The organism is Aeromicrobium sp. CFBP 8757 (genome assembly GCF_014841755.1).
GTDB lineage: Bacteria > Actinomycetota > Actinomycetes > Propionibacteriales > Nocardioidaceae > Aeromicrobium.
This window is the reverse complement of sequence record NZ_JACYUM010000009.1, coordinates 17,930-34,159: the sequence shown is the minus strand read 5'-3', so window position 1 is coordinate 34,159 and position 16,230 is coordinate 17,930. Positions and strand designations below refer to the sequence as shown.

Annotated in this window: 17 protein-coding genes; 8 read left to right on the top strand and 9 right to left on the bottom strand. The window is 71.4% G+C overall.

Annotated elements, in window-relative coordinates; genetic code table 11:
- Nucleotides 1-73 precede the first annotated feature (73 nt).
- Entirely contained in the window at nucleotides 74-1,810 is a 1,737-nt protein-coding gene (locus IFT73_RS17205; protein WP_192168681.1) for a helicase HerA-like domain-containing protein, read from the bottom strand.
- Nucleotides 1,811-1,858: 48 nt separating this feature from the next.
- Here IFT73_RS17205 and IFT73_RS17200 point away from each other — a divergent pair, with 48 nt between their 5' ends.
- Together IFT73_RS17200 and IFT73_RS17195 are read left to right on the top strand one after the other, a co-directional pair.
- Entirely contained in the window at nucleotides 1,859-2,161 is a 303-nt protein-coding gene (locus IFT73_RS17200; protein ID WP_056604867.1) for a type II toxin-antitoxin system VapB family antitoxin, read from the top strand.
- An 8-nt stretch (nucleotides 2,162-2,169) separates the two neighbouring features.
- Nucleotides 2,170-2,676 (top strand): LytR C-terminal domain-containing protein, encoded by a 507-nt coding sequence (locus tag IFT73_RS17195; RefSeq protein WP_192168680.1) that lies wholly within the window; start codon nucleotides 2,170-2,172, stop codon nucleotides 2,674-2,676.
- A gap of 21 nt (nucleotides 2,677-2,697) precedes the next feature.
- Here IFT73_RS17195 and IFT73_RS17190 read toward each other — a convergent pair whose 3' ends face one another.
- Nucleotides 2,698-4,188 (bottom strand): potassium/proton antiporter, encoded by a 1,491-nt coding sequence (locus tag IFT73_RS17190; RefSeq protein ID WP_192168679.1) that lies wholly within the window; start codon nucleotides 4,186-4,188, stop codon nucleotides 2,698-2,700.
- 107 nt (nucleotides 4,189-4,295) lie between these two features.
- Here IFT73_RS17190 and IFT73_RS17185 point away from each other — a divergent pair, with 107 nt between their 5' ends.
- The gene (locus IFT73_RS17185; RefSeq protein ID WP_371811318.1) at nucleotides 4,296-5,126 is read left to right on the top strand and encodes an alpha/beta hydrolase family protein; all 831 of its coding nucleotides are present in this window, start codon (nucleotides 4,296-4,298) and stop codon (nucleotides 5,124-5,126) included.
- A 14-nt stretch (nucleotides 5,127-5,140) separates the two neighbouring features.
- Nucleotides 5,141-5,836 (top strand): lysophospholipid acyltransferase family protein, encoded by a 696-nt coding sequence (locus IFT73_RS17180; protein WP_197984346.1) that lies wholly within the window; start codon nucleotides 5,141-5,143, stop codon nucleotides 5,834-5,836.
- A gap of 80 nt (nucleotides 5,837-5,916) precedes the next feature.
- On the opposite strand, the gene IFT73_RS17175 is transcribed toward IFT73_RS17180, so the two are convergent.
- The 4 genes from IFT73_RS17175 to IFT73_RS17160 all read right to left on the bottom strand — a co-directional run bounded on the left by IFT73_RS17175 (nucleotide 5,917) and on the right by IFT73_RS17160 (nucleotide 8,853).
- Nucleotides 5,917-6,090, bottom strand: coding sequence for a CsbD family protein (locus IFT73_RS17175; protein ID WP_192168677.1), 174 nt, complete (start codon nucleotides 6,088-6,090; stop codon nucleotides 5,917-5,919).
- Between the two features lie 63 nt (nucleotides 6,091-6,153).
- Nucleotides 6,154-6,603 (bottom strand): hypothetical protein, encoded by a 450-nt coding sequence (locus tag IFT73_RS17170; protein WP_192168676.1) that lies wholly within the window; start codon nucleotides 6,601-6,603, stop codon nucleotides 6,154-6,156.
- A 53-nt stretch (nucleotides 6,604-6,656) separates the two neighbouring features.
- Complete coding sequence (locus IFT73_RS17165; RefSeq protein ID WP_192168675.1) at nucleotides 6,657-7,616, bottom strand: diguanylate cyclase; 960 nt, start codon at nucleotides 7,614-7,616, stop codon at nucleotides 6,657-6,659.
- Between the two features lie 85 nt (nucleotides 7,617-7,701).
- Nucleotides 7,702-8,853 (bottom strand): MalY/PatB family protein, encoded by a 1,152-nt coding sequence (locus IFT73_RS17160; protein WP_192168674.1) that lies wholly within the window; start codon nucleotides 8,851-8,853, stop codon nucleotides 7,702-7,704.
- 110 nt (nucleotides 8,854-8,963) lie between these two features.
- Here IFT73_RS17160 and IFT73_RS17155 point away from each other — a divergent pair, with 110 nt between their 5' ends.
- The 3 genes from IFT73_RS17155 (at nucleotide 8,964) to IFT73_RS17145 (ending at nucleotide 11,721) form a co-directional block, all read left to right on the top strand.
- Complete coding sequence (locus IFT73_RS17155) at nucleotides 8,964-10,052, top strand: ferredoxin reductase (RefSeq protein WP_192168673.1); 1,089 nt, start codon at nucleotides 8,964-8,966, stop codon at nucleotides 10,050-10,052.
- A 65-nt stretch (nucleotides 10,053-10,117) separates the two neighbouring features.
- On the top strand, nucleotides 10,118-11,305 hold the full coding sequence (locus tag IFT73_RS17150) for a fatty acid desaturase (RefSeq protein WP_192168672.1): 1,188 nt from the start codon (nucleotides 10,118-10,120) through the stop codon (nucleotides 11,303-11,305).
- Nucleotides 11,281-11,721, top strand: a complete 441-nt coding sequence (locus IFT73_RS17145; RefSeq protein WP_192168671.1) for a hypothetical protein — start codon at nucleotides 11,281-11,283, stop codon at nucleotides 11,719-11,721. Before IFT73_RS17150 ends, IFT73_RS17145 begins: the two co-directional genes overlap by 25 nt.
- Nucleotides 11,722-11,742: 21 nt before the next feature.
- On the opposite strand, the gene IFT73_RS17140 is transcribed toward IFT73_RS17145, so the two are convergent.
- Genes IFT73_RS17140 through IFT73_RS17130 form a run of 3 tightly spaced genes read right to left on the bottom strand, consistent with a single transcriptional unit; the run spans nucleotide 11,743 to nucleotide 14,936 of the window.
- A complete protein-coding gene (locus IFT73_RS17140; protein WP_192168670.1) occupies nucleotides 11,743-12,789 on the bottom strand; it encodes a biotin/lipoate A/B protein ligase family protein in 1,047 nt (348 codons plus the stop codon).
- A 25-nt stretch (nucleotides 12,790-12,814) separates the two neighbouring features.
- A complete protein-coding gene (locus IFT73_RS17135) occupies nucleotides 12,815-13,678 on the bottom strand; it encodes an aldo/keto reductase (protein ID WP_192168669.1) in 864 nt (287 codons plus the stop codon).
- 40 nt (nucleotides 13,679-13,718) lie between these two features.
- Nucleotides 13,719-14,936, bottom strand: coding sequence for a family 16 glycosylhydrolase (locus IFT73_RS17130; RefSeq protein ID WP_206759102.1), 1,218 nt, complete (start codon nucleotides 14,934-14,936; stop codon nucleotides 13,719-13,721).
- A gap of 293 nt (nucleotides 14,937-15,229) precedes the next feature.
- On the opposite strand from IFT73_RS17130, the gene IFT73_RS17125 reads away from it, so the two are divergent.
- Nucleotides 15,230-16,207: an aldo/keto reductase gene (locus IFT73_RS17125; RefSeq protein ID WP_192168667.1), complete on the top strand. Its 978-nt coding sequence runs from the start codon at nucleotides 15,230-15,232 to the stop codon at nucleotides 16,205-16,207.
- The last annotated feature ends 23 nt before the right edge of the window (nucleotides 16,208-16,230 follow it).

The following is a 16,230-nucleotide window of genomic DNA, read 5'->3' as shown; positions in this document are numbered from 1 at the left end:
AAGGCAACCGGGGTTCGCCCCGAATTCTTCCCCGAGTACCCCCGTCGTGCGATTCAGAACACGATACTGCCTGTCACCTCCGGCGCCTGAACAGGTTCTTGACGAGCTCGCGCGCGATCGTGCGGCTGGCCTCGCCCACCGCGCGGTCGACCGGCGACATCCTGCGTGAGCGCGAGCGCGAGGACGACCGCGGCGCCCGCCGGGGCGCCTGCTTCTCGAGCCGGTCGGCCTCCTTGCGCACGCGCGCGTCCTCGGCCGCGCGATCGGCCTCCGCGGCGCGCGCCGCCCCCTGCTCGCCGAGGATCTCGCTGGCCGAGCGGGGGTCGACCGCCGCGCCGTACCGGGCGAGCAGCGGCGAGCCCGCCACGGCGGCGGCGACCTGGTCGGACGGCGTGGGCTGCATCGAGCCCTGCGGCGCGCGCAGTCGCGTCCACGCGACCGGCGTGGGGGCGCCGCGATCGCTCATGACCGTGACGATCGCCTCACCGATGCCGAGCGACGTCAGCACCTCCTCGAGGTCGTACGACGTGGTCGGGTACGTCGAGACGGTGGCCCGCAGCGCCTTGGCGGCGTCGGGCGTGTGGGCCCTCAGCTGGTGCTGAACGCGCGAGCCCAGCTGGGCCAGCACGTCGCCCGGGACGTCCTTGGGCGTCTGCGTCACGAAGAAGATGCCGACGCCCTTGGAGCGGATGAGCCGCACGGTCTGCGTGATCGTCTCGAGGAAGTCGTCGGACGCGTCGGCGAACAGCAGGTGCGCCTCGTCGAAGAAGAACACCAGCCTGGGCTTGTCGGAGTCGCCGACCTCGGGCAGCTCCTCGAACAGGCGGCGCAGCAGGTACATCAGGAACGTCGAGAACAGCGCCGGCTTGTCCTGGACGCCGGGCACCTCGAGCAGCGACACGATGCCGCGGCCGTCGGGCGCCGTGCGCAGGAAGTCGGACACCACGATCTCGGGCTGGCCGAAGAAGTCGTCGGCCCCCTCGTCGGCGAAGCCGATCAGCTCGCGCAGGATGACCCCGACCGTCGCGGACGACAGCCCGCCGAGCGCCTTGAGCTCGGCCTTGCCGGCGTCGCCGGTCAGGTGCGTCAGGACGTCGCGCAGGTCGCCGAGGTCGACCAGCGGCAGCGAGGCCGACCGGGCGTAGTGGAAGACCAGGCCCAACGACGACTCCTGCGTCGCGTTGAGCCCCAGCACCTTGGCCAGCAGCGTCGGCCCGAACGCGTCGATCGTGGCCCGCACCGGCAGCCCCGTGCCGACGCCACCGAGCGCGTAGTACTCGGTCGGCGAGGCGACGGGCTGCCAGTCCTGGCCGACGCTCCGCGTCCGCGCCAGCAGCGCGTCGTCGGGCGTCCCGGCCGTCGCGATGCCGGAGAGGTCTCCCTTGATGTCGGCCGCGAAGACCGGCACGCCGTTGGCCGAGATCTGCTCGGCCAGCACCTGCAGCGTCTTGGTCTTGCCCGTGCCGGTCGCCCCCGCGACGAGGCCGTGGCGGTTGAGCATCGCCAGCGGGATGCGCACCGGCGCCGACGGGACGGGCACCAGGTCGGGCGGCGTGCCGTCGAGCAGGGCACCCATCTCGATCGCGACGCCGTCGAAGGCGTAACCGGCCCGCACGAGGTCGGCGATCTGCGACCCCGCCGCCGTGTCGGACGTCGTCGGGGCGCTCGCGGCGGCGGACGCCCTCGCATCGGCCGCGGCGGCCGCGAGCTCGTCGGCCCGCTGCTGCGCCGCCTGCGCGGCCGCGAGCGCGTCGGCCGCGGCCCGCGCCGCCTCGTCCGCGGCGGCCTGGGCGTCCTCACTCGTCGTCATGGCGTCAGGTTACCGCCGGGCGGCGGTCCGACTGCTTACACTGATCCGGTGATCTTCAGGAGGGTGAGCGAGGGGCGCCCCTATCCGGAGCACGGGCTGACACAGAGCTCGTGGGCCGAGATCTCCCCCTCCCAGGTGCGTCTGGACGATCTCACGACCACCAAGACCACGCTCGACCTCGAGCACCTGCTCGACGACGACTCGACCTACTTCGGCGACCTGTTCGCGCACGTCGTCAGCTGGCGGGGCGAGCTGTTCCTCGAGGACGGGCTGCACCGCGCCCTGCGCGCGGCCCTGCAGCAGCGCAACATGCTCCACGCCCGCGTCCACACGATCGGCAAGCACGTATGAGAACCGGTATGAGAGTCCTGACCCTGACGGTCGCCACCGCCGTGTTCCTGCTCGGAGGAGTCGTCGGCTTCCGGCTGCTGACCGCGAGCACCGGCGACGCCGTCGAGGCTGCCCCGACCTGCAGGAACGAGGTCATCACGGCCGGCGACCCGATCGACAGCAACGTCATCACGGTCAACGTCTTCAACGCCTCGTCGCGCTCCGGCCTGGCCAACCGCGCGCTGATCGAGCTGCAGGCCAACGGCTTCCGCGGCGGTCAGATCGGCAACAGCGACAGCGCCGCGGCACCGCGACGCGTCGCGATCCTGACCGACACGCCCGACGACCCCCGCGTGGCCCTGGTCGCCGCGCAGTTCAAGGACAAGGTCGAGTACGCCGCCCCCGACATCACGGTCGAGGACGGCATCATCGTCGTGGTCGGCGACCGCTACCGCGGTCTCAAGACCGGCGCCGCGACGTCGACCACCAGCGCGACCGACATGACGGTCTGCGTGCCGGTCGTCCCGCTCGCCTGACCCCGCCGCCCGCCCCGCGGGTCAGCGGGAGTCGCGGCCCCAGCCGGCCAGACGTCCGTAGCGGCCCACGGCCCGCAGCCGCGCCTCGGCCTCCTCGCGCACCGAGCGCTCCGCCACGACCAGCAGGTCGTCCTTGACGGCGATCCGGTCGGTGCGGTGCGGCACGAACGTGCGATCGTCGCGGACGATCAGCGAGATCGACGCCCCCACCGGCAGCCGCAGCTCGCCGACCTCGACGCCGGCCAGACGTGATCCCGTCGGCACCCGGATCTGCAGCAGGTCGGCCGAGACCCGCTCGAGCGGTGCGGCCTCGACCTCGACGTCGCGGGCCTCGTCGGTCAGCACGCCGCAGGCGGCCGCGAGCTGGGCCAGCGGAGCGGCCTGCAGCAGCGTGTAGATCACGACGGCCACGAAGACGACGTTGAACAGGTCGCGCGATCCCGGCACCTGCGCCGACAGCGGGATCGTCGCCAGGACGATCGGCACCGCGCCCCGCAGGCCGGCCCAGCCGACGAAAACCTGCTCGCGCGGGCTGCGGCCGAACCAGACGGCGCACGCCATGACGGTCAGGGGACGTGCGACGAACGTCAGGATGGCGCCCACCACGAGCCCGTGCCAGACGTGCCACCACTGCAGCTCGTCGGGGCTCGCCAGGAGGCCCAGCATGACGAACAGGCCGATCTGCGCCAGCCAGCCGATGCCCTCGACGAACGAGCGCGTGGCGGTGCGGTGCGGCAGCTCGGCGTTGCCGAGGATCAGGGCCGCGACGTAGACCGCCGCGAAGCCGCTCGCGTGGATGCCGGCCGCCGCGCCGTACGCCAGCACCGCGAAGGCGAAGACCACCAGCGGGTAGAGACCCGATGCCGGGAGCGCGACCCGGCGCAGCAGGTACCCGCCGAGCCAGCCGATCGCGATGCCGATGACGGCACCGACGACCAGCTCGAACACGATCAGCCCGATCAGGTAGCCGATGCCCTTGTCGGCCACCTCGCCGGCGCTGATCGCGACGACGAGCACGACGATCGGGGCGTCGTTGAGCCCCGACTCCGCCTCGAGCGAGCCCGTGACGGACGACTTCAGGGGCACGGTGCGCAGCACCGAGAACACCGCGGCGGCGTCGGTCGGCGTCAGCACCGCCGCGATCAGCACCGCGAGCTCCCAGTCCATGCCCAGCAGCAGGTGGGCCCCCAGGGCGACGACCAGGACGCTGATCGCGGACCCCAGCGTCGCCAGCAGCAGGCCGTAGCCGAGATTGGGCCGGACGTGCTCCCACTTCGTGGTGAGTCCGCCCTCGGCCAGGATCAGGACGAGGCCGCCGAAGCCCAGCGCGTGGGCGAGCTCGACGTCGGCGAACTCGATGCCGAGGCCCGAGCTGCCCAGCACGAGCCCCAGGCCGAGGTACACCAGCAGCGACGGGAGCCCGATGCTGACCGACAGCCGCACCGCGAGGATCGCGAGGATCAGGACGGCCGCGCCCACCAGGAGGTACCGGTCGAGATCATGGACGTCCACGGGTCCTCCTTCCACGGGCTCGACCGAGCCCTGATTCTATCGGTCGCGACGACGTGTCCCGACCGGTTCGGGTGGCGGTGCACCCCGCGCTCGCCTTGACTGGCACCGTGGACCGACGCAGCGCACTCGCGATCATGGCGCTCGGCGCCCTCGCCGCGGCCTGCTCGAGGCGGGGCGGCACGGACGACGACGGTGGACGGGAGACCCGCGTGGAGATCATCAGGTACGGCGACGACCCGTCGCAGCGGGCCGAGCTCACCCGGCCGTCGGGGTCGTCGAAGGGTGTCGTGGTCGTGATCCACGGCGGCTTCTGGCGCGACCAGTACGACCTGTCGCTCGGCCGTCCCCTGGCGACGTCGCTGGCCGCGGAGGGCTGGACGGCCTACAACGTCGAGTACCGGCGGGTCGGCAACGGCGGCGGCTGGCCCGAGACGTTTGACGACGTCGCCGCGGCGATCGACCGGCTCGCCGAGGTCGACGGGGTCGACACCGCGAAGGTCGTGACGCTCGGTCACTCCGCCGGCGGCCACCTGGCCGTCTGGGCGGCCGGACGCCCGCGGCTGACCGACGAGCGCTGGACGTCGCCCGCCGTGCCCGTGACGGCGGCGGTCTCGCAGGCCGGCGTGCTCGACCTCGCCGCGGCGATCGCCGCCGACCTCGGATCCGGCGCGGTGCAGCGCTTCATGGGCGGCACGGTCGACGACCGCTACGCCGAGGCCGACCCGGCGGCCCTCGTGCCGCTGGACGTCCCCGTGCGCTGCGTCCACGGCACCGACGACACCACGGTGCCGCTGAGCCAGTCGACCGGCTACGTCGAGCGGGCGACGGCCGCGGGTGCCGACGCGACCCTCACCGAGGTCGAGGGCGACCACTTCGTCGTCATCGACCCCACCTCGCGCGCGTGGGCCCAGACGCTGGAGATCCTGGACGCGCTGTGATCTACGGTCTGCTGGTGCTGGTGTTCCGGGGCGTCAACGCCGTCGGCGGGCACCGCACCGTGCGCGTCGGCCGCGAGCGCCTGCCGGCCGAGGGCGGCGCCGTGCTGGCGATCAACCACACGAGCTACGTCGACTTCACGTACCTGGGCATCAGCGTCCGCGACGTCGACCGCCGCCTGATCCGCTTCATGGGCAAGATCGAGCTGCGGCGCAACCCCGTCGTCCGCTGGCTCATGTGGGGCTGCCGCGTGATCCCCGTCGACCGGTCGGCCGGTCACGACGCCTACCTCGCAGCCGTCGAGGAGCTGCGGGGCGGCGAGGTCGTCGGGATCTACCCCGAGGCGACGATCAGCCGCAGCTACGAGATCAAGCGGCTGAAGACGGGAGCGGCCCGGATGGCGCTCGAGGCCGACGTTCCGATCGTCCCGTGCATCGTCTGGGGCTCGCAGCGCATCGCGCCGAAGGGCGCGGCGAAGCACTGGGGCCGCACCGGCACGCCCGTCATGGTGGCGCTGGGCGAGCCCGTGCCGCCGGCGGGGACGCCCGAGCAGCTGACCGAGGCGCTGCACGCCGCCATGACCACGCTGCTGCACGAGGTGCAGGACGCCTACGGCGACCACCCGGCCGGAGCCGACTGGGTCCCCGCGCGGCTCGGGGGGTCGGCGCCGACCCTCGCGGAGGCCGACGCGCTCGACGCGTCGGGCGACTGACACGTCCCTCGCACGCCCCCGGACGCAGGAGACGGGCGCCCGACCAGCGTGTGGTCGGTGCGCCCGTCTCGGGAACGACTTCAGCTCTTGAAGGCGTCCTTGATGTTCTCGCCGGCCTTCTTGACGTCAGACTTGGTCTGGTCGCCCTTGCCCTCGGCCTCGAGCGACTCGTCGTTGGTCGCCTTGCCGGTGGCTTCCTTGATCTTGCCCTTGGCGTCTTCGGCCGCGTTGCTGATCTTGTCACCGAGTCCCATGGGGGGCTCCTTTCGTCGACTGCTGACGCGGTACCCCGGGCTGCGGGGCCTCAATCGGGCCGATCACTGAGAATCTGCTGAAGTGCCGGGCGTCGCCTCGTGGTGCCGCCGGCCGTGCGTGCGGCGGTCCTCCTTCATTTCCGCCTCGAACAGGTGCCGGCGGCCCGCCGCCAGCCGGTCGCGCGCCGCGCGCTCGTGCTCGGCGAACGCCGCGTAGTAGCCCGCGTCGTACTCCTCGACGACCTGGAACGACCACCGCCCCTCGAGGATGTTGCGGCCCACCAGGTCGGTCTCGATGGCGTCGGCGACGTCGGCGTGCCCCGCCTCGCGCAGCAGGTCGACGGCCTCGCCCAGCGCCAGGTCGGCGGTGCCGCACCGGCGGTGGAAGGCGTACAGGTGCCCTCTCGCCTCCTCGACGGTCTCGAGCGCCTCGCTCAGCTTGCCGAGCGCCTCGACCGTCGCGTCGCTGACGTCGGGGGGTCGTACGTGGTCGGCATCGGGTCCGTCGCTCATGTCCTCACGCTAGGTCGGATCGACCGACGGGGCACGTCAGGGAGCCGGACGCCTCAGACGCCGTGCCGCGACGCCTTGGCGTCGTAGAGGCGGTGGTCGGCCCGCTCCAGCATCGACTCGGCCGAGTCCTCGGGCTTGGCCATCGCTACCCCGGCCGACCAGGCGCCCGGCGAGCCGGCCTCGAGCCGGTCGACGATCGCGCGGGCCTGCTCGAGCGTCGTCTCGGGCAGCACGATCAGGAACTCGTCACCGCCCGTGCGACCGACCGAGTCGTGCTGGCGCACGCCACCGATCCAGTGCCGCGTGACGGCGGCGAGCAGGTCGTCGCCCGCGCCGTGCCCGTGGGCGTTGTTGACCTCGCGCAGCCCGTCGAGGTCGATCACGACGACCGAGATGGGCCGCTGACGACGCGTCGCCCGGGCCAGCTCGCGGGCCAGCACCTCGGTGATGCCCCGCCGGTTGAGCGTGCCCGTCAGCGGGTCGGTGCGGGCGAGGCGGTCCATCCGTGCCTTGACGCGCGCGAACACCTCGGTCGCGACGACCGTCTGGATGAGCATCGACGCCGCGAACGGCACGAGCGTCGGACGGTCGTGGTGCAGCACGGCGACGAGCCACCAGAGCGCTCCGGCGTAGAGCACGACGCGTCCGACCACGGGCCGCAGGAACCAGATCGTGTAGACGCCCACGATCGGCAGGATCGTGCCGTTCGCGAAGGCGCCCAGCATCAGGTGGGTCGTCCACGTCAGGCAGCCGACGGTCGCGAGCTGGACGACCGTCATGACGAGGGCCTCGTCGACCGTGAACCGCGCGCCCCGTGCGAGCGTCCACACGAACATCAGGACGGCCACGAGCGCCAGCGCGGCGATGACCCCGCGGGGGTTCTTGCCGGGCGTCCACCACACGGCTCCCGCCACGAGGAGCACCGCCCCGCTGCCGTACATCGCCGCCGTCGCGGTCGTCAGCGGCGGCAGCGCTCGCAGCGCCCGCCCCGCCCTCGTGCTCGTCCACTCCATGACATCGCTCCCGACGCGATCGTATGAGCACTGCGGGGGGCGGGGCGAGCGGTCGGGGCAGAACCACCCGACCGGGCCAGGCGGTCTAGTCCGAACGAACCTCGAGCGCATGGGCCATACGACGGATCGCGTCGTCGAGAAGGGGCGGCGATGTCGCGAAGTTCAGTCTGACGTGCCCTGCACCACCGGATCCGAACGTCAGACCGGAGTTGAGCGCGACCCGGGCGTGCTCGAGGAAGAACGCCGCGGGGTCGTCGCCGAGACCCAGCGCCCGGCAGTCGAGCCAGGCCAGGTACGTCGCCGACCCCCGCGCCCAGCGCACGTCGGGCAGGTGCTCGTCGAGCAGGTCGCCCAGCAGCCGCCGGTTGTCGGCCAGGTCGGCCACGACGGCGTCGAGCCAGGGCACACCGTCGCGCAGGGCCACGGTGTGGGCGAGCACGCCGAGGTGGCTCGGGCCGTGCGAGACGATCTCCGGCAGCCGCGCCAGGTCGGCGGAGGCCTCGGGACCCGCGACGACCACCGCAGCCTTGAGACCCGCCAGGTTCCACGCCTTCGACGCCGACGTGACGACGAAGGCGTCCTCGGCCCCGGCGACCGACAGGTAGGGGACGAAGCCGTCGGGCACGAGCGGGCCGTGGATCTCGTCGGCCACGACCCGCACGCCGTGCTCGCGGGCCAGGGACGCGACGGCCCCCAGCTCGTCCGCGGTGTGCGTGACGGCGGTCGGGTTGTGCGGGTTGCACAGCAGGTAGGCGGCGCGGCCCGCCGCGACGCGGAAGGCGTCCTCGAGGGCCGCGAGGTCGAGACGGCCGTCGGCGCCGAGCGGCGCCTCCACGACGGTGCGACCCACGTGCTCGACGACGTCGAGGAACGGCGGGTACACGGGCGGGCTCACCACGACCGGCCCGCCGGGCTCCGACACGAGCCGCAGCACCTCGGCGATCCCGGTCATGACGTCGGCCGCGTACGCCGTGCGCGACGGGTCGAGACCGTCCCACCCCCACCGCCGCGCGGCGAAGTCGGCCAGGGCCTCGGCATACCCCGTTCCGTGGGGGTAGCCGGTGTCGCCGCTCTCGATCGCCGCGGTCAGCGCGGCCCTGATCGACGCGTCGGGGACGACGTCCATCTCGGCGACCCACAGGGGCAGGACGTCGTCGGGGTACTGCCGCCACTTGATGCTGGTACGACGGCGAAGAGTTTGTTCGTTCAGGTCGCGGAGGGGATGGAGCGGGCGCATGATTCCATCATCGCTGCGAACGTGACACAGGTCCTGTTGCATAGCCGAAGGCAAAGTGTCACTCTGAGTTACAGGCCTTAGTGAACACTTGTACACCGAAGGGGACGTCCATGACCGCACCACTCATCGAGCGATCATCGGCGGTCCGTCGGCTGCGCCAGCTCGGCAAGGCCATGACGACGCCCCTGCTGCCCGACGACTACCTCGCCCTGATCAACCCCCTGTGGTCGCAGCGCGAGCTGCGCGGCCGGGTCGAGAAGGTCGTCCCCGAGACCGAGAACGCCGCGACCCTCGTCATCCGTCCGGGCTGGGGCTGGACGTTCGACCACGCGCCGGGCCAGTACATCGGCATCGGCGTCGAGATCGACGGCCGATACCACTGGCGCTCGTACTCGCTGTCGTCCGTGCCGCTGGTCGAGGGCAAGACCGTCAGCATCACGGTCAAGGCGATGCCCGAGGGCTTCCTGTCCGACCACCTGGTCAACGGCCTCGAGCCCGGCACGATCGTGCGGCTCGCCGCGCCCCAGGGCGACTTCACGGTGCCCGACCCGCCGCCGGCCAAGATGCTGTTCCTCGTCGGCGGCAGCGGCATCACGCCCGTCATGTCGATCCTGCGCACGCTCGACCGCCGCGACTCGATCCCCGACGCCGTGCTGGTCTACTCGGCGCGCAACGAGGACGACATGATGTTCGTCCACGAGCTGCGGGTGCTGGCGCTGCGGTACCAGAGCTTCACGTTCTACGAGCGGTTCACCGACGCCGACGGCATGCTGACGGCCGACCAGCTCGACGACGTCTGCCCCGACTGGGCCGAGCGCACCACCTGGGCCTGCGGCCCGGCCGGCATGCTCGACGCGTTCACGCAGCACTACGAGACGTACGGGCTGTCCGACCAGATCCACGTCGAGCGGTTCACGCTCGCGACGGCCGACGGCACCGCGTCCGGTGGCGAGGTCACGTTCGGCGTGGGCGGTCCCACCGTCGACGTCGACGGCGCCACGACCCTGCTCGAGGCCGGCGAGAAGGCCGGCGTCAACATGCTGTTCGGCTGCCGCATGGGCATCTGCCACACGTGCGACGTCCCGCTCGCGTCCGGCCGCGTCCGCGACCTGCGCAACGGCGACGAGCACGGCGAGCCCGGCGAGTACATCCAGACCTGCGTGTCGGTCGCCGCCGGCGACTGCACCCTGTCGCTCTAGTCATCCAGCGCGTGCTCCCGCACGTGCCACCCCCGCACGATCCAACCCACCGAAGGAGAACCAGCATGGCGTTCTCAGACGTCCGTGAGTACACCCACCTGTCCGACGAGGAGATCGAGGCGATCGGCGCCGAGCTCGACGAGATCCGCCGCGAGGTCGAGGCGTCCCGGGGCCAGGCCGACCGCGACTACGTCACGCGGGTCATCACGCTGCAGCGCCGGCTCGCCGCCGCCGGCCGCATCACGCTCTTCGCGAGCTTCTTCCCGCCCGCGTGGCTGCTCGGCACGCTGATGCTCGGCTCGGCCAAGATCCTCGAGAACATGGAGATCGGCCACAACACGATGCATGGCCAGTGGGACTGGATGAACGACCCCGAGATCCACTCGTCCAACTGGGAGTGGGACACGACGCAGCCCGCCGAGCAGTGGAAGCACTCGCACAACTACATCCACCACCAGTTCACCAACGTGCTCGGCCACGACAACGACGTCGGCTACGGCATCCTGCGCATGTCGCGCGACCAGAAGTGGACGCCGTACAACCTGGGGCAGCCGATCTACAACTTCATGCTCGCGGCCTTCTTCGAGTACGGCGTCGCGCTGCACGACCTCGACATCGAGTCGATCCGCAAGGGCGAGAAGGACCCGAAGCTGCTCAAGAAGCAGCTCAAGCAGATCGGCGACAAGATCGGCAAGCAGGCGTTGAAGGACTACGTCATGTTCCCCGCGCTGACCGGGCCGTTCTTCCTGCAGACGCTGACCGCCAACTTCACGGCCAACATCATGCGCAACTTCTGGTCGTACATGATCATCTTCTGCGGCCACTTCCCCGACGGTGCCGTGCACTTCACGGAGGAGGAGCTCGAGGACGAGACGCGCGCCGAGTGGTACCTGCGCCAGATGCTCGGCTCGGCCAACTTCGACGGCGGGAAGTTCCTGCACCTCATGAGCGGCCAGCTCGGCTACCAGATCGAGCACCACCTGTTCCCCGACCTGCCCAGCAACCGCTACGCGGCGATCTCGGTCAAGGTCAAGGACATCTGCAAGCGCTACGACATCCCGTACACGACCGGACCGCTCTACAAGCAGTACGGGCAGACGCTGCGGACCATCATGAAGCTGTCGCTGCCGAACCGTCGCACGAGCGACAACCCGGCGCCGGTCGCACCCCGCGAGAAGCGACGCCTGCGCGACGACGAGCGTCCGACGCGCCGCTCGGAGCTCGGCAAGTGGTCGGGCGCGGCGTCGGTGTGACGGCGGGGCTCGCCGGGCGTCCGTCGCTCGGCGGGCTCCCCGTGCCGTTCGCGTGCGAGGACGACGGCGGGGCGCTCGACCACTCCTCGGTCGTCAAGCGTCGTGCGATCCGGTGCGCGCTGAGCCGCGTGTGCGGGATCTGCGGCGACCCGCTGACCCGTCCGGTCGCCTTCATCGGCGGCTCGGACGAGGCCGACGCGGGCCTGTTCGCGTTCCCGCCCGTCCACCTCGACTGCGCCCACGAGGCGCTCGACCTGTTCGTGCCGATCGGCGGGAGGCACCTCGGCCACCCCGAGGCGCCGCTGACGTGGGCGCTCGTGACGACGGGCGGCTTCGACCTCATCCGTCCGACCCGCCGCGGCGACCCGGTCGCCTTCCACCCCAACTCGGTCCTCGAGACCCAGCTGCGCGACTGAGCCATCTGCCGGCGGGTGAGGTCAGGGGACCCGGGCCGTCCAGCCCGGGTCCTGGTACTTCGACACGGCGAGCGCGCTCGCCTGTTCGAGCGTCGGGTCGTCGATCTGCACCGTGGTCAGGCCGTAGCTGGCCTCGAAGTGGCCGAGCATCGCCGACACGACGGCTCCGCGGCTCATGCCGGTCTGGCTGCGGATCGGGTCGACCCGCTTGGCGGCGCTGACGTGCCCCTTGTCGCTGAGCTTCTCGCGGCCGATGCGCAGGATGTCGAGCATCGCGGCTGCGTCCATGTCGTACGACATCGTCACGTGATGAAGCACGACACCACTCGCGAGTCGCTTCTGAGCGGCCCCGCCGATCTTGCCGAGCGGCGACGCGATGTCGTTGAGCGGGACGTAGGTCGCCTCGACTCCGAGCTCTCGCAGCGCCCGGACGACCCACGCGTCGAGGAAGGCGTACGAGTCGGCGAACGACAGCCCTTCGACCAAGGTCGCCGGCACGTACAGCGAGTACGTGATGGTGTTGCCGGGCTCGACGAACATCGCGCCGCCACCGGAGATCCGCCGCACGACCGTCGCCTCGTGGCGGGTCGCCGCCTCGACGTCGACCTCGTTCGACAACGACTGGAACGAGCCGATGATGACGGCGTTCGACGCCCACTCCCAGACACGGAGCGTCGGGCTCCGCAGGCCGTCACCGACCTGGCGCGCGACGACCTCGTCGATCGCCATCTGCATCGCGGGGTGCTGGGGTCCGGCCTCGAGCAGCTCGAACGAGTGGTCGTGCCAGGCCGTCGAACGTCCCAGCGCCCGCAGCACCGCGTGGGCCACGGCGGGCGGGTCGAAGCCCACCATGACGGCGTCGCCCCGTGCGCGGTCGACCGTCTCGACCAGCGAGCCGAGACTCGCGTCCGCGGGCAGGCCCTCGAGCGCATCGGACATGTGACCCAGTGCCTCGTCGGGCTCCAGGAAGAAGTCACCACTCAGGACGACGTCACGGATGGCTCCGTCGACGACCTCCAGGTCGGCCACCACGAGCTTTCCGCCCGAGACCTTGTACTCGCCGTGCATCGTCGTCGACCTGCGGTCGACCCGATCAGGCGATCGCGTCGAGTGCTGCGAACTGCGCGTCGGTCAGCTCGATCGCGGCGGCGCCGACGTTGTCCTCGAGGTGCGAGACGGTCGACGTGCCGGGGATCGGCAGCATGACCGGCGAGCGCTTGAGCAGCCACGCGAGCGCGAGCTGGGACGGGGTCGCGTCGTGCTCGGCGGCGAGCTTCTCGAGCGGTCCGCCGTCCTTGACCAGGCCACCGGTCGCGAGCGGGAACCACGGGATGAAGGCGATCCCCGCGGCCGTCGCGTGGTCGAGCAGCTCCTCGGCCGAGCGGTCGGTCAGGTTGAACAGGTTCTGGACCGACACGATCTCGGCCGTCTGCTGCGCCTGCTCCAGCTCGGCCACGCTGACCTCGCTCAGGCCGATGTGCCGCACCTTGCCGGCGTCCTGCAGCTCCTTGAACGCGCCGACCTGCTCGGCGATCGGCACCTCGGCGTCGATGCGGTGCAGCTGGATCAGGTCGATGCGCTCGACGTCGAGCTTGCGCAGGCTCAGCTCGACCTGCTGCTTGAGGTAGGCCGGACGGCCGACGGGGATCCACTCCCCCGGGCCGGTGCGCGTCAGACCCGCCTTGGTCGCGATCACGACGTCGTCGGCATACGGGTGCAGCGCCTCGCGGATGATCTCCTCCGAGACGTTGGGACCGTACGAGTCGGCGGTGTCGAAGAACGTCACGCCGAGCTCGACGGCCCGACGCAGGACGGCGACGGCCTCGGCGCGGTCGCGGGGCTCGCCCCAGACGCCCTCGCCGGTGATCTGCATCGCGCCGTATCCCAGACGCGTGACGGGCAGGTCGCCGCCGAGCTGGAAGGTTCCGGACGGGGTGGCAGAAGGTGTGGAAGTCATACCAAGGTCAAGGAGGCCCCAGCGACGGATATTCCGCGGACTACTTCCAGACCCGCACGAAGTCGACCGTCGTGGTCCCGACGTCTGGCGTCGCCGCGGTGACGGCGTTGGCTCCCGCACCCAGCCCCTGGGTCATGACCAGCATGAACTCGCCCTCGAACGCCTTCTTGGCGGCGTCGTCGGAGATCTGGTGCGTCACACACGGCACCCCGTTGTACGCGATCGAGATCGTCGTCGGGGTCCACTCCAGCGTGTAGGTGTTGAGCACGGTGGGGTCGGGGATCGTGCAGTAGTTGTTGGTCACGCTCGGGTCCCAGTGCCCGTAGTGGACGTAGGGGATGGCCCGGTCCGGGTACTGCGAGTAGAACTCGGCCACGTCGATCTCGCCCGAGTAGGGGAAGGCCGCGGCGGGGTTGGCCGGGTAGAGCCACAGGGCACCGTGGTGGCCGGCGACCTTGGTGGCGGGGAATGCGGCGCGGAACTCGACGCGCCCGCGCGCCTGCGCGAACATGCCGACGGTGCTGACGGATCCCGCGGTGTGCTGCACCTGGGCGTCGCCGGTGGGCCCGGCACCCTGGCACGTGAAGGGCGCGGCCTCCTTGCGCACCGTCAGGTGCAGGGCGCCGCCCGACACCGAGACGTTGGCGGGGTCGTCGACGTAGCAGTCGGCGCCGATCTGGTAGCCGTTCGTCGGGCTGAACGCGGTCTGCTGGGGCAGCCACTTCGCCCGGTCGAGGGTGCTGCCGTCGAACTCGTCGGAGAAGGTGCACGTCCACGGCGAGCCGTGGGTCTTGACGAGCGCGGCGTCCTGGCACGACGTGCTGGTCGTCGCCAGGCTCGTCGCGGGTGCGCGCTCGGGGGCCGGCGCAGACGCGGGGCTCACCGCGGGGCTCGCCACGCGGGGGGCCGTCGCCGGCACCGCCTTCACGCGAAGGGTCTGCGTCCGGCGAACCGTGCGGACGGGGCCGGGCCGCCCCTTGCGGACCTCGCGGTAGGTCACCTTCGTGGTGACCTTGTACGAGCCCGCCGGCACGCGGGCGAGACGGACGCCCCGGGCCATCCAGGCCGAGCCGCGTCGCACGTCGACCGTCGCCTTGGTGACCCGGACGCCCTTGCGCGCCGCGAATCTGGGCGCGACCCGCGCCGTGTCGCTCGTCGAGACGGTGGGGCTCGCGAGCGTCCTGATGGTGACCGGCGACGGACCGGCCTGTGCCGGACCTCCGACAGCCATGAAGCCGATGACCAGGCTCGTCGCCATCATCACCGTGCGTGTTCGACGTGCCGCATGCGTGTGTCGCATCTGTGACCCCTCTGACCAGATAGCGAGGTCGACCCCACCGGCGGCCGTCGGGACGACGGACTCACGGTCCAGGTGCGTCGAACCCCGCCGAAGCGGGTCTCCCATCGATGCGCCGAGCCGTGTGCTGGAACTGCTGATCTCCCTCTGGTTCCAGAGTCTAGTGCAGGACGGACCAGAGGGTCAGGTGAAATATGAGGAGACCGTCACGTTCGCTCCCGGCAGGACGACCCGGTCCGCGCGATGATGGGCCCATGCGACGCGTACCGCTGGGCGACAGCGACCTGCAGGTGTCCGAGATCATCCTGGGCTGCATGAGCTACGGCGACCCCGCGCGGGGCACGCACCCGTGGTCGCTGCCCGAGGACGAGAGCCGGCCGTTCATCCGCCGCGCCCTCGAGGCCGGCATCACGACGTTCGACACCGCCAACATGTACTCCGACGGCTCGAGCGAGGAGATCGTCGGACGCGCGCTGGCCGACTTCACCCGCCGCGAGGACGTCGAGATCGCCACGAAGGTGTTCTTCCCGATGGGCGGCGACCCGTCCACGGGCGGTCTCTCGGCGTCCGCGATCGCGCAGCAGATCGACGACAGCCTGCGCCGCCTCGGCACCGACTACGTCGATCTGTACCAGATCCACCGCTGGGACCCCGACGTCCCGATCGAGGAGACGATGGAGGCGCTCGACCGCGTCGTGCAGTCGGGCAAGGCACGCTTCATCGGCGCCTCGTCGATGTGGGCGTGGCAGCTCGCGCAGGCCCAGCACGCCGCCGACCTCAACGGCTGGACGCCCTTCGTCTCGATGCAGGACCAGTACAACCTGGTGCAGCGCGAGGACGAGCGCGAGATGCACCCGTTCTGCCTCGACGAGGGCATCGGCGTCATCCCGTGGAGCCCGCTGGCCCGCGGACGGCTGACCCGCGACTGGGACGACCAGAGCACCGCGCGCAGCGGTTCCGACCACGTCATGGAGAAGTTCTACGGCCACACCGACGAGTCGGACCGGGCGATCGCCGGCGCGGTCGCGTCGATCGCGGACGCCCGCGGGGTCTCGCGCGCCCAGGTGGCCCTCGCGTGGGTGCGCCAGCAGGACGTCGTCACGGCCCCCATCGTCGGGGCGACCAAGCCGCTGCACCTCGACGACGCGATCGCCTCGGTCGACCTGGTGCTCGACGACGCCGAGCTCGCCGCCCTCGAGGAGCCGTACGTGCCGCGACGCCCGGGCTTCTGAGCCCGGCGGCCGTTGCCGGGGTC